At 60.2% G+C, this 24,798-nt stretch carries 24 protein-coding genes; 18 read left to right on the top strand and 6 right to left on the bottom strand.

Features of this window, described 5'->3' with window-relative positions; translation table 11 throughout:
* Positions 1 to 77 precede the first annotated feature (77 nt).
* The 4 genes from HQN82_RS14710 (at position 78) to HQN82_RS14695 (ending at position 4,501) form a co-directional block, all read left to right on the top strand.
* On the top strand, positions 78 to 698 hold the full coding sequence (locus tag HQN82_RS14710) for a TetR family transcriptional regulator (protein WP_006700369.1): 621 nt from the start codon (positions 78 to 80) through the stop codon (positions 696 to 698).
* A 201-nt stretch (positions 699 to 899) separates the two neighbouring features.
* Entirely contained in the window at positions 900 to 2,423 is a 1,524-nt protein-coding gene (locus HQN82_RS14705) for a sugar ABC transporter ATP-binding protein (RefSeq protein WP_022562698.1), read from the top strand.
* Positions 2,424 to 2,473: 50 nt separating this feature from the next.
* Positions 2,474 to 3,475, top strand: coding sequence for an ABC transporter permease (locus HQN82_RS14700; protein WP_004445079.1), 1,002 nt, complete (start codon positions 2,474 to 2,476; stop codon positions 3,473 to 3,475).
* 72 nt (positions 3,476 to 3,547) lie between these two features.
* On the top strand, positions 3,548 to 4,501 hold the full coding sequence (locus HQN82_RS14695; protein ID WP_004445078.1) for a substrate-binding domain-containing protein: 954 nt from the start codon (positions 3,548 to 3,550) through the stop codon (positions 4,499 to 4,501).
* A 246-nt stretch (positions 4,502 to 4,747) separates the two neighbouring features.
* On the opposite strand, the gene HQN82_RS14690 is transcribed toward HQN82_RS14695, so the two are convergent.
* Positions 4,748 to 5,641, bottom strand: a complete 894-nt coding sequence (locus tag HQN82_RS14690) for a LysR family transcriptional regulator (RefSeq protein WP_004445076.1) — start codon at positions 5,639 to 5,641, stop codon at positions 4,748 to 4,750.
* A 537-nt stretch (positions 5,642 to 6,178) separates the two neighbouring features.
* On the opposite strand from HQN82_RS14690, the gene odc2 reads away from it, so the two are divergent.
* From odc2 to HQN82_RS14655, 7 genes are all read left to right on the top strand, one after another.
* Entirely contained in the window at positions 6,179 to 7,312 is a 1,134-nt protein-coding gene (gene odc2 / locus HQN82_RS14685) for an ornithine/lysine decarboxylase (protein WP_004445074.1), read from the top strand.
* Between the two features lie 247 nt (positions 7,313 to 7,559).
* Positions 7,560 to 8,129, top strand: coding sequence for a GNAT family N-acetyltransferase (locus tag HQN82_RS14680; protein ID WP_006700372.1), 570 nt, complete (start codon positions 7,560 to 7,562; stop codon positions 8,127 to 8,129).
* A gap of 202 nt (positions 8,130 to 8,331) precedes the next feature.
* Positions 8,332 to 9,573 (top strand): MFS transporter, encoded by a 1,242-nt coding sequence (locus HQN82_RS14675; RefSeq protein WP_173615120.1) that lies wholly within the window; start codon positions 8,332 to 8,334, stop codon positions 9,571 to 9,573.
* A gap of 93 nt (positions 9,574 to 9,666) precedes the next feature.
* Positions 9,667 to 10,068, top strand: coding sequence for a MarR family winged helix-turn-helix transcriptional regulator (locus HQN82_RS14670; RefSeq protein WP_173615119.1), 402 nt, complete (start codon positions 9,667 to 9,669; stop codon positions 10,066 to 10,068).
* 87 nt (positions 10,069 to 10,155) lie between these two features.
* On the top strand, positions 10,156 to 11,451 hold the full coding sequence (locus tag HQN82_RS14665) for an MFS transporter (RefSeq protein ID WP_173615118.1): 1,296 nt from the start codon (positions 10,156 to 10,158) through the stop codon (positions 11,449 to 11,451).
* Positions 11,452 to 11,728: 277 nt separating this feature from the next.
* Positions 11,729 to 12,427, top strand: a complete 699-nt coding sequence (locus HQN82_RS14660; protein WP_022562695.1) for an OmpW/AlkL family protein — start codon at positions 11,729 to 11,731, stop codon at positions 12,425 to 12,427.
* Positions 12,428 to 12,635: 208 nt separating this feature from the next.
* Entirely contained in the window at positions 12,636 to 13,079 is a 444-nt protein-coding gene (locus HQN82_RS14655; RefSeq protein ID WP_022562694.1) for a glyoxalase superfamily protein, read from the top strand.
* A gap of 70 nt (positions 13,080 to 13,149) precedes the next feature.
* Here HQN82_RS14655 and HQN82_RS14650 read toward each other — a convergent pair whose 3' ends face one another.
* From HQN82_RS14650 to ugpB, 4 genes are all read right to left on the bottom strand, one after another.
* On the bottom strand, positions 13,150 to 14,211 hold the full coding sequence (locus HQN82_RS14650) for a sn-glycerol-3-phosphate import ATP-binding protein UgpC (RefSeq protein ID WP_173615117.1): 1,062 nt from the start codon (positions 14,209 to 14,211) through the stop codon (positions 13,150 to 13,152).
* Positions 14,211 to 15,059: a sn-glycerol-3-phosphate ABC transporter permease UgpE gene (gene ugpE / locus HQN82_RS14645; protein ID WP_022562692.1), complete on the bottom strand. Its 849-nt coding sequence runs from the start codon at positions 15,057 to 15,059 to the stop codon at positions 14,211 to 14,213. Before ugpE ends, HQN82_RS14650 begins: the two co-directional genes overlap by 1 nt.
* A 10-nt stretch (positions 15,060 to 15,069) precedes the next feature.
* Positions 15,070 to 15,951, bottom strand: coding sequence for a sn-glycerol-3-phosphate ABC transporter permease UgpA (gene ugpA / locus HQN82_RS14640; RefSeq protein WP_004445049.1), 882 nt, complete (start codon positions 15,949 to 15,951; stop codon positions 15,070 to 15,072).
* 69 nt (positions 15,952 to 16,020) lie between these two features.
* Complete coding sequence (ugpB, locus tag HQN82_RS14635; RefSeq protein ID WP_173615987.1) at positions 16,021 to 17,331, bottom strand: sn-glycerol-3-phosphate ABC transporter substrate-binding protein UgpB; 1,311 nt, start codon at positions 17,329 to 17,331, stop codon at positions 16,021 to 16,023.
* A 364-nt stretch (positions 17,332 to 17,695) separates the two neighbouring features.
* Here ugpB and HQN82_RS14630 point away from each other — a divergent pair, with 364 nt between their 5' ends.
* From HQN82_RS14630 to HQN82_RS14620, 3 genes are all read left to right on the top strand, one after another.
* A complete protein-coding gene (locus tag HQN82_RS14630) occupies positions 17,696 to 18,775 on the top strand; it encodes a CobW family GTP-binding protein (protein ID WP_173615116.1) in 1,080 nt (359 codons plus the stop codon).
* On the top strand, positions 18,772 to 19,041 hold the full coding sequence (locus HQN82_RS14625) for a hypothetical protein (protein ID WP_006700378.1): 270 nt from the start codon (positions 18,772 to 18,774) through the stop codon (positions 19,039 to 19,041). The genes HQN82_RS14630 and HQN82_RS14625 overlap by 4 nt, the downstream gene beginning before the upstream one ends.
* A 97-nt stretch (positions 19,042 to 19,138) precedes the next feature.
* Positions 19,139 to 19,576, top strand: a complete 438-nt coding sequence (locus HQN82_RS14620; protein ID WP_077986974.1) for a YqaA family protein — start codon at positions 19,139 to 19,141, stop codon at positions 19,574 to 19,576.
* Between the two features lie 155 nt (positions 19,577 to 19,731).
* Here the strand turns inward: HQN82_RS14620 and zigA are convergent, their stop codons facing one another.
* A complete protein-coding gene (gene zigA / locus HQN82_RS14615) occupies positions 19,732 to 20,937 on the bottom strand; it encodes a zinc metallochaperone GTPase ZigA (RefSeq protein ID WP_077986959.1) in 1,206 nt (401 codons plus the stop codon).
* 343 nt (positions 20,938 to 21,280) lie between these two features.
* Here zigA and aztA point away from each other — a divergent pair, with 343 nt between their 5' ends.
* The 4 genes from aztA (at position 21,281) to HQN82_RS14595 (ending at position 24,604) form a co-directional block, all read left to right on the top strand.
* Positions 21,281 to 22,093: a zinc ABC transporter ATP-binding protein AztA gene (aztA, locus tag HQN82_RS14610; protein WP_022562687.1), complete on the top strand. Its 813-nt coding sequence runs from the start codon at positions 21,281 to 21,283 to the stop codon at positions 22,091 to 22,093.
* Entirely contained in the window at positions 22,086 to 22,952 is an 867-nt protein-coding gene (gene aztB / locus HQN82_RS14605) for a zinc ABC transporter permease AztB (RefSeq protein ID WP_077986961.1), read from the top strand. Before aztA ends, aztB begins: the two co-directional genes overlap by 8 nt.
* A gap of 27 nt (positions 22,953 to 22,979) precedes the next feature.
* Positions 22,980 to 24,005, top strand: a complete 1,026-nt coding sequence (aztC, locus tag HQN82_RS14600; RefSeq protein WP_173615115.1) for a zinc ABC transporter substrate-binding protein AztC — start codon at positions 22,980 to 22,982, stop codon at positions 24,003 to 24,005.
* A 125-nt stretch (positions 24,006 to 24,130) separates the two neighbouring features.
* Positions 24,131 to 24,604, top strand: a complete 474-nt coding sequence (locus HQN82_RS14595) for a ribonuclease H family protein (RefSeq protein WP_048902874.1) — start codon at positions 24,131 to 24,133, stop codon at positions 24,602 to 24,604.
* The last annotated feature ends 194 nt before the right edge of the window (positions 24,605 to 24,798 follow it).

Raw genomic sequence — 24,798 nt, 5'->3', positions numbered from 1 at the left:
GTCATGTCATGACGCTCCGGTATTGAGGAAAGGCACGGTGCGGAAGCGCCGTGCCGGCAGTGGAAGGAGATAACGGAATGCGCCGTACCAAGGCCGAGGCAGAAGAGACGCGTCAGGCGATCCTTGCCGCTGCCGAGCGGGTGTTCTTCAAGAAGGGCGTTGCCAACAGCTCGCTTGACGAGGTGGCGGCCGCGGCCGGGGTCACACGCGGGGCGATATACTGGCATTTTTCCAGCAAGACCGATCTCTTCATCGGCCTTTACCAATCGGTGGCGCTGCCGGAATCCGATCTGCTCGATTTCGGCGATCCCGACCTCAAGGGTGCGGCGCTGCTCTCCAGGATAGAAGAAGCGGCCTGCAAATGGCTGGCGCTCCTGGCGGGCGACGAACAGCGCCAGCGCATCATGACGATCAGTCTTCGTACCAATTATTCCGATGAGTTCGCGCCCGTGCTTCATGCGCAGGAGGAGCTGGATCGATACCACAAGGAGCGGCTGGAGGCGGCTTTCGAGCGGGCGCAGGCGGAAGGCGCGTTTAACGACAACTGGACCGCGGAATCCGCGCTTGGCGCGCTTTACTGGCTTTTGAAGGGCATGTGCTCCGACTGGCTGCTGTTCGGCAAACGATTCGATCTGGCCAGCGACGGCGCCGAAGCGGTACATCGCCTCATGAAAGGCTTCCAGCGTTCCCCTGCATAGTGAGGCGTTTTGCGGGCTCCCCGTCCACCGGACGGCCCTCACATTTCAGTGTATTCTAACAGACAAGCGAAATTTGCTTTACGTACCTCAAAACCAACGCTAGCTTCTTCTCCGAGCTTTGGGAGGAGTTCGCTCATGGTCACTTCAAGGACAATCGAAGGGCAGGAGCCGCCCGTTCGCACCGGATGTCGGTGAGGGCGCATGGCTATTGCTGAGGTTACTGCGGAACCGGCACTTGTCCGGACGGTGGGGTTATCGAAATCTTTCGGACCGGTTCAGGTTCTGAAGGACATAGAGATAGACGTGCGGGCCGGTGAGGTGCATGCCATCATCGGTGAGAACGGCGCCGGCAAGTCGACGCTCATGAAACTGCTGGCGGGCAATGAAAAGCCCTCGGGCGGTGAGATCCGTGTCGACGGCGACCCTGTCACGCTGAGCGGGCCGGTGGATGCCGAACATCGCGGTATCGTGCTCGTCCATCAGGAAATATTGCTCGCGCCTGATCTGACGGTGGCGCAGAACATCTACCTTGGCCGCGAACTGCGCAAGGGCCCGGTGGTGGACGATCGTGCCATGCGCGACGGCGCCCGCAGGGCGATCACCGAACTGGGCGGCGCTATAGACCCCGACGCCATCGTCGGCAGCCTGTCTATCGCCCAGCGGCAGTTGGTACAGATCGCGCGCGTGCTGCTCGTGCCGCATCGGCTGGTCATTTTTGACGAACCGACGGCCAGCCTGACGCCTATCGAAACCGAGGCGCTGCTTAACGTCATCCGCGATATTCGCGCGAAAGGCGTGGCCGTGCTCTATATCTCGCACCGCCTGCCGGAAGTGAAGGAAATCGCCGACCGCGTGACCGTGCTGCGCGACGGCCGGCTGGTCGCCTCTCACCCGGCCTCGGAGCTGGAGCCGGCCGATATGGCGCGGCTGATGGTGGGGCGCGATGTGGCGAAACTCTATCCCGACCGGAACGCCGGCGGCGAGCGCGAGCCTGTTCTTGAGGTGGAGCATTTCAACGTTCCCGGTTATGCGCAGGATGCCGGTTTCAGCCTGCGCAAAGGTGAAATCCTCGGTTTTGCCGGGCTGGTGGGGGCGGGCCGGACGGAGCTGATGGAGGGTGTGCTGGGCCTGCGGACCGGGCGTGGGACGGTGCGTCACCTTGGCCGGACGGTGCACTTCGCCAAGGCGGAGGACAGCCTCAGGGCCGGCATCGTTTACCTCAGCGAAGACCGTAAGGGGAAGGGGCTGTTGCTCACCAAGGATCTGCGGGTCAATCTCACGCTTGCGTCGCTAAAAAAATTCAGCCGTCTGTTCCAGATCGACACCGGCCGGGAAACGGCCGCGCTTGATGCTGCAGTGCGCGACTTCGACATTCGCACAGGACGCAAGGACTTGCTGGCGGGCCAGCTTTCCGGCGGCAACCAGCAGAAGCTGCTGCTGGCCAAGATGATGCTGCTCGACCCGTCCATCGTCATCATCGACGAGCCGACCCGCGGCATCGATATCGGCACCAAGGAGCAGATTTACCGCTTTATCGCCGGGCTTGCGGATGAGGGGCGCTCGATCATTGTCGTTTCCTCGGAAATGCCGGAGCTGATCGGCATCTGCGACCGCATTCTGGTGATGCGTTCGGGCAGGATTGTCGGTGAGGTGACGGGGGAGCGCATGACTGAAAACGACATCGTGGCGCTGGCGACGGGTGTTCACACGCAGGAACCCGCCTGAGCGCCCGCGTTCGGGGAAACATGGCCTGACAAAAGAAACTGAGGGGAAATATGACTGAGGCCGCATTTGATAACGGCAAAACGCCGAAGACCTCGAAGGACTGGGACCTGCGCGCCGTCGCGCCTTTCGTGGCGCTGGCACTGCTGCTGGTTCTCGGCACCATCGCCAATCCCAATTTCATCGGCATCGACAATCTGTTGAATGTCATCACCCGCAGCGCCTTCATCGCCATCATCGCGCTGGGCGCAACCTATGTCATCACGTCAGGCGGGCTGGACCTGTCGGTGGGCGCCATGGTTGCTTTCGTGGCCAGCCTGATGATCCTGTTCATGAACAGCGGCGCGATAGCGAGCCCGTTGCTGATGCTTCTTGCGGCAATGGCGCTCGCGCTCGCCATCGGCGCGGCCTGCGGGCTGGTAAACGGGCTCATCACCACCATCGGCCGCATCGAACCCTTCATCGCCACACTCGGCACCATGGGTATCTATCGCGGGCTGACGACCTGGCTGTCGCAGGGCGGCGCGATCACGCTGCGCAACCCGGAAATCCAGACGCTTTATCGCCCGGTCTATTTCGGCAATGTTCTGGGCGTGCCGGTGCCGGTCATCGTCATCTTCGTCACGGCTGCGATAGCCGCCTTCGTGCTTTACCGTACCCGCTACGGGCGGCATCTGACGGCGGTGGGCTCCAGTGAGGATGTTGCGCGTTATTCCGGCATTCCGGTCGCCCGGGTTCGCACCATCGCCTATGTGGTACAGGGGCTCTGCGTCGCCGTTGCGGTGCTGCTTTACGTTCCGCGCCTCGCGTCTACTTCGGCAACGACAGGCATGTTGTGGGAGCTGCAGGCGATTACGGCCGTCGTCGTCGGCGGTACGGCGCTGCGCGGCGGGGTAGGGCGCATCTGGGGCACGATCTGCGGCGCCTTCATTCTGGAGATCGTCGGCAACATCATGATCCTGTCGAACTTCGTCAGCGAATATCTGATCGGCGCCATTCAGGGGGCCATCATCATCATCGCCATGCTGGTGCAGCGCTCGCTCAGCCGCAGGTAAGGTATCACGCCGCGCCATGTGGGGCAGGCGCGGTTGGAGGAGGAACGCCCCGGTCTTGGGAGGAAAGAGACTATGCGTAATAAATTCATCGGCGTGGCCTTTGCCGCGCTGGCAACGGTGCTGGCGGGTTCGGCCCACGCGCAGGACAAAAAGGTCACGATCGGGGTGTCCATTCCGGCGGCCGACCATGGCTGGACGGCGGGCGTGGTCTACCATGCCGAACGTGTGGCGAAGCTTCTGATGAAGGAGCATCCGGGGCTCAACGTCATCGTCAAGACATCGCCGGACGCCGCAAACCAGGCCAATGCGCTGCAGGATCTGGCCGTGCAGGGGCTCGACGCGCTGGTCGTGCTGCCGTCCGATCCCGATCCGCTTGTCAACGCCATCAAGGAGATCAAGGACAAGGGCACCTTCGTCGCGCTCGTTGACCGTGCGCCGAGTGTCAACGACAATTCGATCCGCGATCTCTATGTGGCCGGCAACAACCCGGCGCTCGGCCAGGTGGCCGGCGAATATATCAAGAAGACGACGCCGGATGCCGAAGTCGTGGTCATTCGCGGCCTGCCGATCCCGATCGACCAGCAGCGCCAGGATGGCTTCGACAAGGGTATCGCCGGATCGAATGTCAAGGTTCTCGACCGCCAGTACGGCAACTGGAACCGCGACGACGCCTTCCGTGTGATGCAGGACTATCTGACCAAGTACAAGAAGATCGACGTGGTCTGGTGTCAGGATGACGATATGGCAATCGGCGTGCTGGAAGCCATCCAGCAGGCCAAACGCACCGATATCCAGTATATCGTCGCGGGCGCCGGGTCCAAGGACATGATCAAGAAGGTCATGGACGGCGACAAGCTTGTGCCGGTCGACGTGCTCTATCCGCCGGCGATGGTGGCGACCGCCATGCAGCTGACGGCCGGGCATTTCTACGATCAGGTGCCGGTCGCGGGTGAGTACATCCTCGATGCGACGCTGATCACCAAGGACAATGCCGAGCAGTTCTACTTCCCGGATTCGCCGTTCTGACGAGCTGGCTTCTGCCATGCGACGCCCGCTGCAAGGCGGGCGTCGATGCTGCTAAAAGTTTTGCCGAGGTTTGGATTTGGCGAGACGGCTGCATCCCCACTCCGTCACCCCGGACTTGATCCGGGGTCCAGGGCGATCAAGTCCTTGATCGCGGGAGAGTCCTTTCACGGCGCAGACGCGCCGTGGCTGGATGCCGGATCAAGTCCGGCATGACGGAAGGACGCTCGGCGAATGCCGCCCGGCCCTTCACCCGTTCTTCCTGAACCACGCCGAGAGATAATCCACGAAGCTGCGCACCTTGGCGGGCAGGTAGCGACGATGCGGATAGACCGCATAAATGCCGCGGTCCTTGGAAATGTAATCGTCGAACAGCGTCACCAGTTCTCCGGACTGGATATAGGGCCGGGCGATAAAGTCAGGCACCATGGCGATGCCGAGGCCGGCACGCGCCGCGCGCAGGGTCGCCTGTGGGCTGTTGACCTCGATGGGGCCGCTGATGGCGACCGAATTTGAGCCGCCATCCGGCTCCAGATACCGCACCGTATTATGAAAACGCGTATTGGTGTCGATGATGAAGGGAACGCGGGAGAAATCCTGCGGACCATCGAGCGGTCCGTGTTGCGCGACGAAATCCGCCGTCGCCACCGCATAGACCCGGAAATCGGAAAGCTTGCGGGCGATCAGGCCCGAATCCTCCAGCCGGGTGATCCGGATCGCGAGATCGAAGCCTTCTTCGATCAGGTCGACGAATCGGTCTTCCGCGACGATCTCGAGCGACAGTTCCGGATTTTCCTTGGCGAAGTCGATGAGGCTCTGGCCGACCTCCGCGTCGATGAAAGTGCGTGGAACGGAGATCCGCAGTTTTCCTTTCAGATCGGCATTCTTTTCCCGAACAAGGTCGGCGAGATTGTCGATCTCCTTCAGAATGTCGGACGCTGTGCGGTAATAGGTGTGCCCGGCTTCCGTCAGCGAAAACTGCCGCGTGGTTCGGTTTAAGAGAAGCGCTCCGAGATCGTCCTCCAGTTCCCGCACATATTTGGACAGAAGCGCCTTGGAGCGCCCGGTCTTGCGCGCCGCAGCGGAAAACCCCTCCGCTTCGACAACATCGATAAAGGCGCGGATGCGCGTCAGCGTGTCCATGAAAACCCTCCAGTTTGTTCCATATAATTGAACGCTGCATCCTGACTGTTCAACCTTAAAATCGCTGCTGAAAAATTCCGCTATATGGTGAAAAAATCCTCTTGATTATGACGGCGAATATTCTTATCTCCCGTGCTGCCCAAAGTCGCACGTGCCCATGTGTGTCCGCCGATTCCTCGATGTGGTGAGGATTTAGGTAAGGTACCTGGAACTAACCCCTCCAGTCGCTATTCCGGCCAACCGGAAAATGCGAGGACATACGAAGCAACGACGGTGCGGGCCTTTCTGGTTCTCTGCCGGCTCTCCATCAGCCGGGGTACTAAAGAGGCACACCATCATTGCCTGAAGTGCGGTCGGGTCATTCCCTCCAATCCATGGCAGACAAAGCCGAATGATGCTCTGGCAGGGCGTCGTTCACATTCGCGCCTTGAGCGTATGCTATCGATTCTGCGCCTCCACCGGCTGATTCGAATGCATATCTCGAGCGTCCTTTGTCCTCCGGATTTTTCCGGAGCCGGTTTAACAGGGAATACATCGATGACGACTGCACGCATTCTCGACTTCATCAAGACCCGACGTCCCGAAGGCCCTTGCCTCGTGGTTGATCTCGACGTCGTGCGCGACAATTTCAACGCGTTCCGGCACTCCCTGCCGAACAGCGCGATCTATTATGCCGTGAAGGCAAACCCGGCTCCCGAAATCCTGAAGCTGCTTGCTTCGCTCGGCTCCAACTTCGATTGCGCCTCCGTGGCTGAAATCCAGATGGCGCTCGATGCGGGTGCGACTTCCGACCGTATCTCCTTCGGCAACACCATCAAGAAGGAACGCGATGTTGCCCGCGCCCATGCGCTCGGCATCGATCTCTTCGCCGTGGACAGCCATGAGGAAGTTGAGAAGGTTGCCCGTGCAGCTCCCGGCGCGCGCGTGTTCTGCCGCGTTCTGACGGATGGCGAAGGTGCGGAATGGCCGCTGTCGCGCAAGTTCGGCTGCGTACCGCAGATGGCTGTCGACGTTCTGGTTTATGCCCATCAGCTCGGTCTCGAGTCCTACGGCGTATCCTTCCATGTCGGTTCGCAGATGATGAACCTCGACGCATGGGATGCGGCGCTGGCCGATGCCAAGCGCGTTTTCGCTTCGCTTGCCAAACAGGGCATCCACCTGCAGATGGTCAATATGGGCGGTGGTTTCCCGACCAAGTACCTGCGCGACGTTCCGGCTGCCGAAGAATACGGCCAGGCCATCGACACGGCGCTGCGCAAGCACTTCGGCAACCAGATCCCGAAGACCATCATCGAACCGGGCCGCGGTATGGTCGGCAATGCCGGCGTCATCAAGGCGGAAGTCGTTCTCGTGTCGCGTAAGTCCGACAATGACAACCACCGCTGGGTGTTCCTCGATATCGGCAAGTTCGGCGGTCTCGCCGAGACGATGGATGAGGCGATCCGTTACCCGATCCGCACCGAGCGCGATCAGGACGAGATGGAGCCCTGCGTTCTGGCCGGCCCGACCTGCGACAGCGCCGACGTGCTGTATGAAAAGAACATGTATCCGCTGCCGGTCTCGCTGACCATCGGCGATGAAGTTCTGATCGAAGGCACGGGCGCTTACACGACCACCTATTCGGCGGTCGCGTTCAACGGTTTCGAGCCGCTGAAGGCCTACGTCATCTAAGCATCGCACCGAAAACCGTAACTCGGTTTTCGGTAAATCCGATGCTCATTAAAAGTCCGAGAGCCGCCCGCTGAAAAGGGCGGTGTCTCGACCAAGCTTCCGTTCCGGCCCTGCCGATTGTGCTGTTGCGCAAATCCCTGCTTGCTGCACCTCTTCCAGCCGAGGAAAGCGTGTCGGCGGGCCGGAACGGCTCCACCAATTTTCATCAAGGGCCGCGTGTGGGCGGTTGTGTGACGGGAGGCCAAGGATGGCCGCTCTTTTGAATTCGGTACGGGCATTTTTCACACCGCAGACATTTCATGTCGATCAGGAAAATCCGGGCGATGTCGTTGCCCGTGAGAACCTGCTGGACCGCGCCATGGGCGCCGGACGCCGCCGCAAGTCTTCCGAAAAGCTGCGCGCCGGCCGCGTTCCCGCCGAAGGCCTGGCGCTCGTCGCCCGCGATGAGGACGGCCATGTCATCGGCACGGTGCGCCTGTGGAACGTCGAAGCCGGTATCTCCCGCGAAGGCCGCGCCGTCGAAGCGCTGCTGCTCGGCCCGCTGGCCGTCGATGCCGCCCATGAGGGCAAGGGCATCGGCTCGGCGCTGATGCGCGCCGCCATTACCGAGGCCACCAGGCGGGGCCATGGCGCCATTCTTCTGGTTGGCGACGCGCCCTATTACGAGCGTTTCGGCTTTTTCGCCGACAAGGCCCAGCATCTCATCATGCCCGGCCCGTTCGAGCGTAGCCGTTTCCTGGCGCTGGAGCTGAAAGCTGGCTGGCTTGAAGGTGCTGCCGGCCTGCTGGTGGCAAGCGGCCGCAGGCTCTCTGCCTGACACCGTCAACCGTTGATTTCGTGCTCCGGCCGGGTGGCCGGGGCCGATCCAGCGAAATTGTATTGCTGCAAAATATTCTTTCATGCGAGGCTGGGGAATCGGATGCGATACCGGTTCGGCGGCGATAGGTCGCAATAGGCTCTTTGGCCATTGTGACAGTTTATGTCTGCTCCGGCGTGATTTCAGCGGCAGGGGATCAGGCATGCAGGCAGCTCTACTCCGAACCAATCGTGATTACCGCCTGTTATTCTCCGCGAGCGCCGTATCCAATCTTGCCGATGGTATTTCGATGGTGGCGATACCATGGCTCTGCACGTTGCTGACCAGCGATCCGCTGCTGATATCCATGATCGCGGTGGCGCAACGGTTGCCATGGCTGCTTTTTGCGCTGCCGGTGGGGGTTTGGACCGATCGAAGCGACCGGCGTTTGCTGATGGTGCGGGCAGACATGGTACGGCTGGCGCTGATGATATGCGCAGTCGCCATGATCTCCGCCACTGCAAACCTGCCATTACCGATTCAATCGGGTTCGACGGCGATTTTTTCACTCGCGGTAATAGCCTTCCTGTTCGGCTGCGCCGAGGTCGTTCGGGACAATGCGGCGCAGACGATCCTGCCTTCGCTTGTCGCGCCGGGTGATCTTGAACATGCCAATGGCCAGATGTGGAGCGCCGAACAGGTGACCGGCCAATTCATCGGCCCGCCGCTGGCCGGCCTGTTGATCGCGGCGGGCATTGCTATTCCCTTCGGCCTTGATGCCGGCTTTTACGCGGTCTCGGCGGTATTGATCTGGCTCATCGTGCTGCCGCCGCGCAAACCCTCCGGTCCGGCTTCATTCTGGCCGGCATTGCAGGAAGGCCTTGGCTGGATGTGGCGCAACCCCATGGTGCTACGGCTCGCTATCATGCTGGGCGCAATCAACGCCGTATTTGTCGGGGGAATGACAGTCCTCGTTCTCTATGCGCAGGAGGTGCTCAATCTCTCCGCGGCCGCCTATGGCGTGCTGTTGACCTGTGGCGCAGCTGGCGGCGTTCTTGGCGGGCTGGTCTCACCCTGGCTTGCCCGCCGGTTGGGGGCGAGGGCAAGCGTCTTTCTGGCGCTTTGTACATTTGCACTGTTCAATCTGGTGCTTGGCCTGTCGGCGTCCTTGCCGCTGGTGGCGGCCGGCCTGTTTTTCGAGGCGGCAGCGGGCATGTTGTGGAATGTGGTCACCGTCAGCTACAGGCAGAGGCTCATTCCAGATGAGCTGCTTGGACGCGTCAATTCCGTCTATCGGTTTTTCGGTTGGGGCGCGATGTCGTTCGGCGCCTTTGCCGCCGGGATAATGGTCAGTTTGGCCGAACCGGAGATCGGCCGCACCGCGGCGCTGCATATGCCTTATCTGGTTGGCGCCTCTGTCTGTGCGGTTCTTGCCGCCTATGGCTTCTTCCGACTGCGCTTCTGAACCCTGCCGCATGCCGATCTCCGGCCGTTTTGTCGCATCTTTGCGTTCCATGCCCCTTGCGCCCGGGAATTTGCGGGTATATACCCGAGACAAATGCCAAACGATAGCTGCCACTGCATTCTGTTGCGCAAAGCATCCCGCAAGGTCTCGTCCTATTATGACGAGGCGCTGGCGCCGCTTGGTGTCAACATCGGTCAGTTCAGCCTGCTGCGGAACATCAACCGTGTTGCGCCGGTCTCGCTGACCGACCTGGCTGCAAGGGTGGAACTGGATCGCTCCACCGTTGGCCGTAATGCCAAGGTGCTGGCACGAATGGGTCTGGTCGCTATTGGCCACGGTGAGGATCAGCGGGAAGCGATGCTGACTGTAACGGAGGGAGGGCACGCGATCCTTAAGGCGGGCGCACCGCTCTGGGATGGTGTGCAGGATGAAATCGAGGCCCGGCTTGGGCCCGAGAAGACAGCACAATTGCAGGAACTGCTCGCAGCCCTGTAGTTTTTTGGGCATATGCGGTTATCTGCCCGCAATGTGGGTATATACCCGCAAAATATCGGCCGCGGCCGCCGGAAAGGGAATTCGAACATGCTCTCCACACGCCTCGCCAGCTGGATGGCCGGCAGAAATCTGCACTATGGCTGGCTCGTCGCCGCGACCACCTTTCTCACCATGCTGGCCACCGCAGGTGCGATGGGATCTGCGGGGGTGATGATCCAGCCGCTGCATCAGGAATTCGGTTGGGATATCGCCGATATTTCTTCGGCCATGGCCGTCAGGCTTGTGCTGTTCGGTCTGCTTGGGCCCTTTGCCGCCGCTTTCATGAACCATTTCGGCATCCGGCAGGTGGTTTCCACCGCGCTTGCCCTGATCATGGGCGGCATTGTCGCCTCCTTCTTCATGACTGAGGTGTGGCAATTGCTGCTGCTCTGGGGCGTTGTGATCGGTGTCGGCACCGGCATGACGGCACTGGTGCTGGGCGCCACCGTGGCGACACGCTGGTTTTCCAAGCGCCGGGGGCTGGTGATCGGCCTGATGACGGCAAGCAACGCCACCGGCCAGCTGGTTTTCCTGCCGCTGCTGGCGGCGCTGACGGAAGCCTATGGCTGGCGAACCGCCTTGACCCTGTCCGTTGCGGTAATTGCCGCCGCCATGGTCCTCGTCCTGCTTTTGATGCGTGACCACCCCGCCGACGTCGGTTTGCCGGCCTATGGCGAGACGGTGGTGACTAAGCCTGTCAAGCAGGACCACAATCTCTTCGCCACGCTGGCATCGCCGCTGGTGACGCTGAAAAGCGTCTCGGGCAACCCCGTCTTCTGGGTGCTGTTCGGCACGTTTTTCGTCTGCGGCCTTTCAACCAATGGTCTCATCCAGACACACTGGATTTCGATCTGCGGGGATTTTGGCATGGCTGCGGTAACAGCGGCGGGAACGCTGGCGGTGATCGGCATTTTCGACTTCTTAGGCACGATCTTCGCCGGCTGGCTTTCCGACCGGTTCGACAATCGCTTCCTTTTGTTCTGGTTCTACGGTCTGCGCGGGCTGTCCTTGCTTTACCTCTCATTCTCAGGCTTCAGCTTCGTGGAGCTTTCGGTCTTTGCCGTCTTCTACGGGCTGGACTGGGTAGCGACCGTGCCGCCGACGGTGAAGCTTGCCGCGGAAAACTTCGGCCGTGAAAAGGCCGGTCTTGTTTTCGGCTGGGTCTTTGCCGGCCATCAGCTGGGGGCAGCCACCGCCGCCTTTGGCGCCGGTTTTTTCAAGAGCGACTTCGATACCTATATGCCCGCGCTGCAGATTGCCGGTCTGATGTGCATGATTGCCGCCGTCTCGGTTCTGCTGCTGCGAAAGCCGGGCTCCGCGACCCTGACGCCGCAGCCGGCGTGATATGCATAGGGGGAGGCCTGCGCATGTGGCCTTCTCCGTATTCCGACTTCCGTGGGCGGGTCGCCGGGCGGCATTGTTGCGTAATTGTCACAATGCTTGCCGGTTCATCGCTTCCATACATGAAGGGCATCCCGGTTTGATCCATCTCAATCGGCCTTCGTCACCCTTCGTCATAGTGGCTCCCAAGCGGTTGCGGCAGGCGAAGATTCGCAAGGCCCGCCGTCATCAGCCGGTTCCGGGGACTTGCCCGGCTGCGGTGCGCTATAGGAGAGATGGAATGACGAATAGAAACAGAAACAACGCCTTGCTTGCCAGTGTTGCGATTGGCGTTGCCGCCATGCTCGGTTCTGCCGATGCGATAGCCGCTGATATGACCCATGCGGCGCCGGCTCCGACTGCGGAGGAAGCGATTGCGGCGGCAAGCCCGTGGATGCTGCGCGTGCGCGGCCTCGGCGTCATCACCAACGACAGCGGGAGTGTCGACGGTGTGCCAGGGGCTGGCCTGTCCTATTCGGATACCGTAATCCCGGAACTCGATATCAGCTATTTCTTCACCGATAACTTTGCCGCCGAACTCATCCTCGGCACCACCTATGCCAAGATCAATGGCGAGGGCGTGCTGGCCGGCACGCCGGTCGGCAAGACCTGGCTGCTGCCGCCGACACTGACGCTGCAATATCACTTCACCGACTTCGGCGCTTTCAAGCCCTATATCGGCGCGGGCGTGAACTATTCGCTGTTCTACAACCAGACCGAAAAGCCCGGTTTCAGCAATCTCGATGTCAAGAACAAGCTGGGCGCCGCCGTGCAGGTCGGTTTCGACTATATGCTGGATGAGCATTGGGGGGTGAACTTCGACGTGAAGAAGATCTTCCTCAAGACCGACTGGACGGCGGAACTCGGCGGCACGCCGATCAGCGGCAAGGCCAAGCTGGATCCGTGGCTGATTGGCGCGGGTATCACCTATCGTTTCTGACAATAGATCGATGAAGCGCGGCCTTTGACGGGCGGCGCTTTCTGGGCTATAGGGACGGCCACGGGCAAGAGCCCCGGCCGTCCGCAGGCGCGTTTGCGCCCCTGGTGAAGCTCTTTTCTTGATAACGGTCATCCCATGTTTTGCATGTCGTCGATGGCAACGCGGACCCCCTTCGGAACATTCGGCATGCACATGTTGGAGAACCGTTATGAACGTGTCCAAACCGCTTCCCGCACTTGAGGGGCTGAAAGAACAGGCAAAGCGCCTGCGTGCCGCTCTTGAAGATGAGGGGCAGTCAATCACCCATTCAAGGGCGTTGGAACTCATCGCCGCGCAATATGGCTTCCGCGACTGGAATACGCTACATGCCGCCGCGGGAAATCGTCCCGCGTTCAATCCCTATATTCTGGGTTCGAGGGTGGAAGGTTTTTACCTCGGGCAGCCTTTCGTGGCCTCCGTTCTGGGCGTGCAGGCGCTCGGCGGCGATCCCGAACGTTACCGGCTGACCCTGCATCTCGATGATCCCGTGGATGTCGTAACCTTCGAAAGCTTCTCCGCTTTCCGCCAGCGCGTTCATTGCAACGTCGATACCTCCGGCCGCACCCTGGAGAAAACTTCCAATGGCCGGCCGCAGGTGGAACTCGTCTGGTAACGAACCGATAGAGGTTTCAGTGATGCGCGAGCACCCGCCAATGGCGGGTGCCCCGTTTCTGTTGCCAAGCTTAAATCCGCTTCCCCGCCGAATCGAACAGATGGAAATCCTTTGCCTGGGCGGCGATTTTCAGCGTTTCGCCGATGCGCAGTTGCGAGCGGCCGTGGACGCGGAAGACGATGGTGGTGCCGTCGGCGAAGGAGCCGTGCACGTAACTTTCCGCACCCACCAGTTCCACGGCGTCCACCTGCACGGTGCCGGTAAATGCAGCGTCGGTAGGGGCGTCACTGGCAAGGGTGATGTCTTCCGGGCGGATGCCGAGCGTGGCAGCACCCTGCGGCAGTGCGGTGCTTTCCATCACCGACCAACCGGAAGAGCCGTTGCCCGTCGCCGTCCCGTGGTTCAGCAGGTTCATCGAGGGCGAGCCGATGAAGGTGGCGACAAAGGTGGTGGCCGGTTTTTCGTAAAGCTCGATCGGCGTGCCCATCTGCTCGATCCGGCCGGCATTCAGCACCACCAGCCTGTCGGCGAGCGTCATGGCTTCCATCTGGTCGTGGGTCACGTAAACGCTTGTCGTGGCGAGAGAGCGCTGCAGGCGGCGGATTTCGACGCGCATCTGCACGCGCAGCTTGGCGTCGAGGTTGGAAAGCGGCTCGTCGAACAGGAATGCCGCGGGCTTGCGCACGATGGCGCGGCCCATGGCCACACGCTGGCGCTGGCCGCCGGAAAGCTGGCGCGGCTTGCGCTCCAGGAATTGTTCGATTTCGAGAGCCTTGGCCGCCTCCGTGATACGCCGCTCGATCTCCTCCTTCGGCGTGTTGCGGTTCTTCAGGCCATAGGCAAGGTTCTGGCGCACCGTCATATGCGGGTAGAGCGCGTAGTTCTGGAACACCATGGCAATGTCGCGGTCTGAGGGTTCCAGATCGTTGACGACGCGGTCGCCGATGACGATCTGGCCGCCGGAAATGCCTTCCAGACCGGCGATCATGCGCAGCAGGGTGGATTTTCCGCAGCCGGAGGGACCGACGAGCACGATCATTTCGCCATCGGCGATGTCCATCGATACGCCCTTGATGGCTTCGACATTGCCGCCATAAACCTTGCGGACGTCTTTCAGCGCAATTTTTGCCATTACTTCTCGGTCTCCACCAAACCTTTGACGAACCAGCGCTGCATCAGCACCACAACGATAACAGGGGGGATGATGGCGAGGATCGCCGTCACCATCACATAATTCCAGGGCGTCGAGGCATCGGTAAAATCCACCATGCGCTTGAGGCCGATGATGATCGTGTTCATCTTTGCGTCGTTGGTCACGAGCAGCGGCCAGAGATATTGCGTCCAGCCGTAGATGAAGAGGATCACGAAAAGTGCCGCGATATTGGTTTTGGACAGCGGCAGCAGGATATCGCGCATGAAACGGAACGGACCGGCATTGTCGATGCGCGCCGCTTCCACCATTTCACCGGGAATTGTCAGAAAGAATTGCCGGAAGAGAAAGGTCGCCGTGGCTGAAGCCATCAGCGGCAGGGTGAGCCCCGCATAGGTGTCGATCAGGCCCAGATCGACGATGACCTTGTAGGTGGGCAGAATGCGAACTTCCACCGGCAGCATGAGCGTGATGAATATCATCCAGAAAAAGCCCATGCGGAGGGGAAAGCGGAAGAAGACGATGGCGAAGGCGGACAGGAACGAGATGATGATCTTGCCGATGGCGATGGCCAGCGCCACGACGAAGCTGTTGAACAGCAGCCGTTCGAGGCTGACGCCGACGACCCTCTCCACGCCGCCAACCATGGCGTCGGTATAGTTTTCTCCGAGATGGCCGCCTGGCAGCAGCGACATGGGCGGCCGGATGATGTCGTTTGACGTCATCGAGGAAGCGATGAAGGTGTAGTAGATCGGAAAGGCCACGATGATGATGCCGAGCACCAGCATCAGATGGGCGATCACGCGTGCGATGGGGCGATTTTCAATCATCAGGACGTCCTCAGCCGTAATGCACGCGCTTCTCGACGAAGCGGAACTGGAAGGCGGTGAGCGCGATGACGATCACCATCAGGATCACGGATTGCGCGGCGGATGAGCCGAGATTGAGGTTCACGAAGCCATCATTATAGACCTTGTAAACCAGCGTTTCCGTCGCCTTTGCGGGGCCGCCGCCGGTCACCGCATGAATGATGCCGAAGGTGTCGAAGAAGGCGTAGACCGTGTTGACGACCAGAAGGAAGAAGGTGGTCGGCGCAAGCAGAGGGAAAACGATGGTCCAGAAGCGCCGCGAACCGCGCGCGCCATCAATGGAGGCGGCCTCCAGCAATGATTTAGGAATTGCCTGCAAGCCCGCGACAAAAAACAGGAAATTGTAGCTGATCTGTTTCCATGCAGCCGCTGCAACGACGAGCAGCATGGCCTGATTGCCGTTGAGCAGCGGGTCCCACATGATGCCGTTGCGACGCAGGATATAAGAGAAGGTTCCCATGGCCGGATTGAACATGAAGAGCCATAACATGCCGGCCACCGCCGGCGCGACGGCATAGGGCATGATCATCATGGTGCGGTAAAAGCCCTTGCCGCGCACCACCCTGTCTGCCGCCGTTGCCAGCAGCAGCGCCAGCCCCATGGAAACAAGCGCGGTGAGGATGCTGAAAACGACGGTGACCTGCAGCGAGTTGAGGTAGCTTTCATCAGAAAGTACCGCGGAAAAATTCGCCAGACCGACGAAATTGCTGTTCAGCCCGAAGGCATCCTCGCGCATGGTGGACTGATAGAGCGCCTGGCTGGCCGGCCAGAAGAAAAAGATCACCGTGAGGATGATCTGCGGGGCGACCAGCAGATAGGGCAGGATCTTGTTGGGGAATACGACGCTTTGCACGGCGATCTCCTGATGACATGGAAATGCCGCCCGCATCTGTCAGAGGATGCGGGCGGGGCAGGGGATCGTTTAATTGCCGGCGGCCTGTTTGATGGCCGCGTCGCCGCGCTGGACTATCTTGTCGAGTGCTGCCTTCGCATCCTGCTTGCCGGCCAGCATCGCCTCGAACTCCTCGTTCATGATGTCACGCACCTGCGGCAGGTTCACGAGACGCACACCCTTGGAGTTTTCTGTCGGCGGTTTGCCCATCATCTGCAGCAGCGGCGTTTCACGGCCGGGGTTCTTGTCGTAGAAGCCGGATTTCTTGGTTTCCTCATAGGCCGCGATCGTGACCGGCATATAGCCAGAGACCTGATGCAGGCGAGACTGGATCTTGGTCTGGGAGAGGAAGTGGAAGAACTCCGCTACGCCCTTATATTCGGCATCGCTCTTGCCACCGAAGACCCAGAGGCTGGCGCCGCCCGGGATGGTGTTCTGCGGGCCATGGCCCTCATAATAGGGAAGCTGGCCGATGCCGTAATTCATCCCGGTCTTGATGATATCTCCAAGGCCGCCGGAGGATTCGGTCAGAATACCGCATTCGCCGGACATGAAGAGTTGCTTGGCTTCCGAGGTGCGGCCGCCATAACGGAAGACACCGTCTTTCGCCAGATCGGCAATCGCCTGGAAATGCTCGACAAAGAGCGGCGCATTGACGGCGAGCTTCACATCGGTGCCGCCGAGACCGTTTTCATTGCTGCCATAGGAGACGTTGTTCCATGCGGCGAAGTTTTCGGTCTGGATCCAGGTCAGCCAAGTGGAGGTGAAACCACATTGCGCGGCACCGCTGGTCTTGATCTTTTTGGCGGCTTCGAAGACTTCAGGCCACGTCTTCGGCGGGTTGGCGGCATCGAGGCCGGCCTTCTGGAAGATATCCTTGTTGTAATAGAGGATCGGCGAGGACGAATTATAGGGGAAGGACAGCATGGTGCCGTCAGGCTTGGAATAATAGGCGACGATGCCTGCCAGATATTCATCCTTGTTGAAGGTGTAGCCGCCTTCCTTCAGCACGTCCGCTACGGGTTTGATGGCGCCCGCAGCACCCATCATGACACCGGAGCCGGCATCGAAGACCTGAATGATGGCAGGCGCCTGCTTGGCGCGGAAGGCGGCGATGCCGGCGTTCAGGGTTTCGGGATAGGTGCCCTTGAAGACGGGCATGACCTTGTAGTCTTTCTGGCTGTCGTTGAATTCCTTGGCAAGCGAATCCACGACTTCGTTGTTGGCGCCGGTCATGGCGTGCCACCACTGGATCTCCGTCACAGCATATGCATTCGATGTGACAAAAAACGAAAGCGCGGATGCCGCAGCAAGGCGGTAGCTGAGTTTTTTCAAGGCGATTCCTCCCATTATGAAAACAGTAAAAGATACAGCCCCTTAATTGCCGCCTATCCTCCTCGATATGGCTGCGGGCGATCTTTTCTGTATTAGCATCGCCGATTAAAAGCGAACTCTAACGAAAATGCAATAGAACGTGGAACGATTAAAACGAAAGTGAAGGAAACGGATTTATTATTCCATTTCCTTCGTTCCGCGGTTTTTTCATGCGCTTGGTCACCGGCGCGTGTCTCCGCTGAATTCGCTCCTGTCGAAATCCAATAGTTGTCATTGATATGTTATTACATTACCTATTATATTGCTGTGAATTTGTGCGGGCGAAGAGGTGGATGTGTTCGGATTGAAGCGGAAAAAGGCGGTTGGGCGCATGGACGATTCGGCTGGCCTGCCATCTTTGCGAACGGTGCCGGTTACCCTGCTTACCGGCTTTCTCGGTGCAGGCAAGACCACCTTGCTGAACGCGCTTCTGGCTGAGCCGGCCATGCGGGATGCGGCCGTGATCGTCAACGAATTCGGCTCGGTACCCATCGATCACGGCCTGGTGCGGACGGGTTCCGAACGATATTTCAGAACGACGACGGGTTGCATCTGCTGCACCGCCACGAGCGATATCCGCACCTCGCTTTACGAACTGCATCAGGCCATTCTGGAAGGGGTAATGCCTGATGTATCGCGGGTTGTCATCGAAACCACCGGTCTTGCCGATCCTGCGCCGATCATTAACAGCCTGATCGCCGGCGGCACACCGGCGCTGGGCCTGCGGGATCACGTCGTCGCCCGGCATTTCCATCTTTCGGGCGTGGTGACGGCTTTCGACGTTGTCTCGGGCCCGCCGATGCTCAACAGCTTCATTGAGGGCTGGAAACAGCTTGCCTTTGCCGACCACATCGTTTTGACGAAGACCGATCTGGCCGATGACGCGGCGCTGGACCGCGAAAGCCTTGCCGATCTCAATCCCGCAGCCTCGTTTCATGATCGCAACGCAGCCGATTTCGATCTGATGTCGTTGTTCAACGCATCGGATTATTCGCTGTGCGGCAAGGCGGAGGATGCGCCTGCATGGCTCGCGGCCGACAGGCTTAGCCTTCATGCGGCCCATCAGCACGATATCAACCGCCACGGCGTCGGGGTCGAGGCCTTCAATCTCACCTTTGACGGGGTTTTTGACCCCCAGGCGATGGTGACTTTTCTCGAGCTCGTCACCAGCAATGTGCATTCCGGTCTTCTGCGGCTCAAGGGAATTTTCGGGGCGACGGATGATCCGGAGCGACCGGTTGTCGCCCACGCGGTGCAGCATCGGCTTTATCCGCTTACCCGCCTGGAGCGCTGGCCGGATCAAGATCGTTCGACACGTATCGTGCTGATCGGCATGGACATGCCGCAAAAGCCCATTCGCGAGCTTTTCGACACATTGGCCGCGCAGGCAAGGCGGAAGGGCAGGGCATGAACAATCCGCTTGCACGCAGTGGGTCCGCGATCATCTCGCACGCCCGTCTTCTGAAGCAATGGTCACGCGATTTGCTGCAACTCAAGCCGGAAGACAGTATTACCGTCAGCGAGCTTTCCTGCGCGCTGCCGGATTGCCCGCCACGGGAAACGGTGATCGTCATCCTTGCCGTTTCCGGTACGACCCGGCAATTGTCCATCCACAAGGCGCTTCTCGCGGTGGATCATGACGATATTGTGCGCGCCATTGCCGCGAATTCAGCTTGAGAACCCGCCTCCACGCGGCAGAGCCGCTTGACGGCCGCGGCCCTTATCCGCCACTTCAGCGACAGCGATGGGATTCGCGGATGATGAAGGACAGGCGATGGCCGATCTGGCTGTATATGCGGGTTTGTTTCTGACGGCGTTCATTGCGGCGACCATCCTGCCCATGCAGTCGGAGGCGGCGCTTGCGGGTCTCATCCTTCTAAAATCCCACCCCATTTGGCTGCTGGTTGTCGTGGCGAGCGTCGGCAATGTCGCCGGCTCCTTTGCCAACTGGCTGCTTGGCCGTGGCATCGAACGTTTTCGACACGAACGTTGGTTCCCGGTCGGGGAGGCTGCGCTGCAACGGGCGCAGAACTGGTACCGGCGTTACGGCAAATGGTCCCTGCTGCTCAGCTGGGCGCCGATCATCGGGGACCCTCTAACGGTTGCGGCCGGCATCATGAAAGAGCCGCTGCCGGTGTTTCTGCTGCTGGTCACCATAGCCAAGGTGGGGCGATACGTGGTGCTCGCGCTGGTGACGTTGAATTTTTCATGAAGCCGCTCCCCCGTCATGCCGGACTGGATCCGGCATCCAGCCACGGCGCGTCTGCGCCGTGAAAAGAGTCTCTCGCGATAAGGGACTTGACCGCGCTGGACACGGACCTGATCCGGAGTGACGGTTTGCGGCTGCCCCGCATCGGTAGCTACCGCTCAAGCCGCCTGCCGGTCCCAGCTGGCGAAAGGATCGGGCAGGTGCCGCCAGGCATCGGGCGTGAAGGCATCCGTGTCGATCAGGCAGGCATCGAGCTGGGCGCGGATGCGGGCTTCATTCATTGGATCGGAACCTATGAAGACGATTTCCTGGCGGCGGTCGCCGAAGACCGGGTCGAGATAGGGCTTCATCATATCAAGGAACTGCTTTTCGCGCGGCCATTGCTCTTTCGGCACGGCGGACCACCAGAGACCCATCTTGCCGGTGCGAACCAGGGCGCCGGCCTGGCTGATCTCTCCAACATAGCGAGGCCGCGTCGCCAGCCAGAAGAAACCCTTGGCGCGCACGACCCCCGGCCAGGCGCGATCGATGAAACGCTGAAACAGCACGGGGTCGAAAGGCTTTTTGGCACGATAGACGAAAGAGCGAATGCCATATTCCTCGGTTTCGGGAATGTGGTCCTTGAAACCATGCAATTCCTTGAACCAGAGGGGGTGTTCTTCGGCCCTGGCGAAATCGAAGCGGCCAGTGCCCAGAACCTCCTTCAGCGCCACCTTGCCGAAATCGGCCTCGATGAGTTTTGCATCGGGGTTCAGCCCGACGATGATCTTGCGGGCGGCATCCCGCTCCTCTGGCGTTGCAGTGCCGATCTTGTTGAGCACGACGACATCGGCAAATTCGATCTGCTCCACCAGAAGATCGACGATGGTGCGGTTGTCGCCATCGCCCGCCGTTTCGCCCCGGTCGGCCAGAAAATCGGACGAACCGTAATCGTTGAGAAGATTGGCGGCGTCCACCACCGTCACCATCGTGTCGAGCCGGGCAACATCGGAAAGGCTGCGACCATTCTCGTCGCGGAAATCGAACGTCGCGGCGACGGGAAGCGGCTCGGCGATGCCGGTCGATTCGATCAGCAGATAGTCGAAACGGTCCTGCTCCGCCAGCGCCCACACTTCCTTGAGAAGATCGTCACGCAGGGTGCAACAGATGCAGCCATTGGTCATTTCCACCAATTGCTCTTCGGTTCGGGAGAGATTGGCCCCGCCGTCACGAACCAGCGCCGCATCGATATTGATCTCGCTCATGTCGTTGACGATCAAGGCCACGCGCAAACCATCGCGATTGGCGAGAATGTGGTTCAGAAGCGTCGTCTTGCCTGCGCCTAAAAAGCCGGAAAGCACGGTGACGGGTAGTTTTTTCGACATTTGGACCTCGTTCTGTAAACGTGTTTCGAGTGGACCTCGGCGGGCACGTCGGGGCATCGGGAAACGATCCGGCGCGCAGCCCGTCGGCGCCATATGTAACGTAATAACATTACATATGTGGAGCGTGTCAACAGGTGAGGGAGAAATTGCTTTCGGCATGAGCGTGGTGGTTACGTGTCTGGATGAATAATTCGCCGTTCGCCAGCAACGGCCTACCCCCGGAGGGGACAGCGTGCCAGTCCGCTTCCATCAGTAAATGTTATTTCATTACATATTCGTTTGACGAATGTAATAACATTACATATCAAGGGTCATCGAATGACATCCTGCTCCGGAGGGATCGATGAACGATCCGTGCCTTATCTTCTCAAATCTGACCCTTGGATATGCCGGCCGGGCGGCGGTGCACCATCTCAATGGTAGTATTGCCCGCGGCTCGCTTACCGCCGTTATCGGCGCCAACGGCTCGGGAAAATCCACGCTGATGAAAGGCATTGCCGGCATTTTGAAGCCGCTTGGCGGCGAATGTCGGGTCAGTCCGGCGATCTCCGTCGCCTATCTGCCGCAACAGTCGGAGCTGGACCGGTCTTTTCCAGCCCAAGTACGAGACCTTGTGGCCCTCGGTCTCTGGCCGAGACGCGGCCTGCTCGGACGACACCGTTCCGAAGATCGGACGGCGATCGACCACGCGCTGAAAGCGGTCGGACTGTCCGGTTTTGAAAGGCGAAATATCGACTCCCTCTCGGGTGGCCAGATGCAGCGTGCCCTTTTTGCCCGGGCCATGCTGCAGGATGCGCAGCTCATTCTGCTCGATGAGCCCTTCAATGCCGTCGACGAGCGGACGGTGACCGACCTGCTGGTGCTGATCAAGGCATGGGTTGCGCAAGGGCGCACCGTTCTGGCCGTACTTCACGATCACCAGCTCGTGCAGCAGCATTTTCCCCAGACGCTTTTCCTGGCGCGAAGGCTGGTCGGGCTTGGTCCAACGGCTGAAGTCCTGCAGGCGGAGAATCTTCGCCAGGCCCGACATTTCCATGAGGCGTGGGAGGCTAACGCGCCTTGGTGCGCGCCGGCTTCCCCTCCGCTCCCTCCGGACCCGGCGGCGCCGCCGCAAGCCCACGCCCACTTCCACGCGAATTCGAATAGCCATGGCTGATATCTTCATCGATCCTTTCATCCAGTATGTCTTCATGCAGCGCGCGCTTGCCGGTGCGCTGATCCTCGCGGTCAGCTGCGGTCCCGTCGGGGTTTTTCTGATGCTGCGCCGCATGAGCCTGACCGGCGATGCCATGTCGCACGCCATCCTGCCGGGCGCTGCTGTCGGCTTTCTGTTTTATGGGCTGGACATTCTGCCGATGACGATTGGCGGGCTCGTCGTTGGCCTCGTGGTCGCGCTGGGGGCCGGCGCGGTGTCGCGTTTCACCGTTCAGAAGGAGGACGCCTCTCTCGCCGCGCTTTATCTGATTTCGCTGGCGCTCGGCGTGCTGCTCGTCTCATGGCGTGGCTCCAGCGTCGACCTGATGCACGTTCTGTTCGGCACGGTGCTGGCGCTGAACAATGAGGCGCTCGGACTGATCGGCGGCATCTGTGTCATTACGCTGTCGGTGATGATCACCTTCTGGAGGGCGCTCGTGGCGGAATGCCTCGATCCGCTCTTCCTGCGCTCGGTCAGCAGATGGGGCAGCCCGGTGCATTTCCTCTTCCTCGGCATCGTCGTGCTCAATCTCGTGGGTGGCTTTCAGGCGCTGGGGACGCTGCTTTCAGTCGGGCTGATGATGCTGCCGGCTGCCGCCAGCCGCTTCTGGTCAAACCGCGTCGCGCCCATGTGCTTCATTTCCATCGGCATCGGCATGGTGTCCTGCTTTGCGGGTCTTGTCCTGTCCTATCACGCGTCGCTGCCATCGGGCCCGGCGATCATCCTTTCGGCGGGTGGCGTCTATGCGCTCTCCATCCTCTTCGGCACGCGCGGCGTGCTCATCGATCTTCTCGGTTCCGGCCGCCACCGCGCGGCCTGAAAACAGCCTTTGAAACAGGAGAATCCAATGTTCAAAACCTTCCGCTTAGCCACGTGCGCCAGTCTTCTTTCCCTCTCACCGGTTCTGACGGCGCAGGCTTCCGCCGCCGAACTGAAGGTCGTCGCCAGCTTCTCGATCATCGCCGACTTCGCGAAAAATGTCGGTGGGGATCGTGTGGAGATCACCACGCTCGTCGGGCCGGATGGCGATGCCCATGTCTACGAACCGCGCCCTGCCGATGCTGTCGCCGTCAGCAAGGCGGATGTGGTGCTGGTCAACGGCCTGGAATTCGAAGGCTTTCTGAAGCGGCTGATCGACACCAGCGGCACCAAGGCGCCGGTGGTGGAATTGACCAAGAGTGTGGAGCCGCTCAAGCTTTCCGAAGAGCCGGCCGGTCACGCCCATCCGGAAGCCGAGGAAGAGGAGGCTCACGACCACAAGGCGGAGGAAGCCGGCCACAAGCACGAAATGGCTGACGCCCACGATCACGACCACGGCCATGAAGGACATCACCATCACGGCGAGTTCGACCCGCATGCCTGGCAGTCGATCAGGAACGCCGAAATCTACGTGAAGAACATTGCCGGCGCCTTTTGCGAGGTCGACAAGGCCGGTTGCGCCACTTACACCGCCAATTCGGACGCCTATATCGCCAAGCTTGCCGCTCTGAACGAGAAGGTGAAGACCGAGATCGCCGCCATCCCGCCGGAAAAGCGCGTCATCATCACCTCCCATGACGCCTTCGGTTATTTCGAGCATGCCTATGGCCTGAATTTCCTCGCACCGGAAGGCGTATCGACGGAATCCGAAGCCTCGGCCGCCGATGTCGCCAAGCTGGTGGATCAGGTGAAGCACGACAAAGCCTCGGCGATCTTCGTCGAAAACATCACCGACAAGCGGCTGATCGACCAGATCGCCAGCGAAACCGGCCTGACGGTTGGCGGCACGCTCTATTCCGACGCGCTTTCGACCGCTGACGGCCCGGCTGCGACCTATATCGACATGATCAACCACAATATCGAGACGATCACGGCGGCTGTGCTCGGCCAGTAAGTTCGACCATATCGCTGTGAGTTCGGGGAGGGTGGCCTGTGCCGCCCTCTCTGCATTTGTGTTTATGCAATGGCCCTGGAACTCTTCCTTTAGCGATTTCCATATTGGTGCTAAAAAGCTTCCTCATGTCCGATGCGCTTCACATCTTCACCGACGGCTCCTTCGACGATGCCTCCAGCTCCGGAGGATGGGCGTTCGTGGTTCATGAAGCGGGCGACCAAGTCCATTCCGCTTCAGGCAGGACTGTCGGCACATCCAACAATACGTTCGAAGTCCTCGCCGTCCTCAACGCAATGTCGTGGGTCGCCGCCGAAGCGCCAACGCGATCAGTCACGCTCTGGACGGATGCCGTTCATGTCATCGAAGGCTGCCGCCGATACAGGGCGATCTGGCGCAACAACGGCTGGAAGCGGATCACGCCCAACCAGCGCACCCGCCGAAGACCGATCCCCGACAGAGACATCTGGCAGAAGCTCGACAGCCTGCTGAAGCGGCATCGCCATGTGGCTGTAGAATGGTGCAAAGGGCATTCCGGCACTGTCGGCAACGAGCATGCCGATGCATTGGCGCGTGGAGTGGCCCGCGCGACGGTACTTTAGCCGGCGGCCGTCGGTCGCCGTGACTCGGCGCGTCAATCTCTTCACTTCAACCATCCCCCGTCTCTACCTTTTTTCATATCGAGCGGTTGCGCCGGTACTCTTTCGCGGCTCCAGCCGAATGGTGTGCAGGCACGGCCGCCTTGCCGGTTGACAATCGACATCCCGTTTGAAATGGTAAGATGTCAGACCAATTT

It is taken from the genome of Agrobacterium pusense (assembly GCF_013285525.1).
Lineage (GTDB): Bacteria > Pseudomonadota > Alphaproteobacteria > Rhizobiales > Rhizobiaceae > Agrobacterium > Agrobacterium pusense.
The sequence above is the reverse complement of the archived record's forward strand: the minus strand, read 5'-3'. Positions and strand labels throughout refer to the sequence as shown.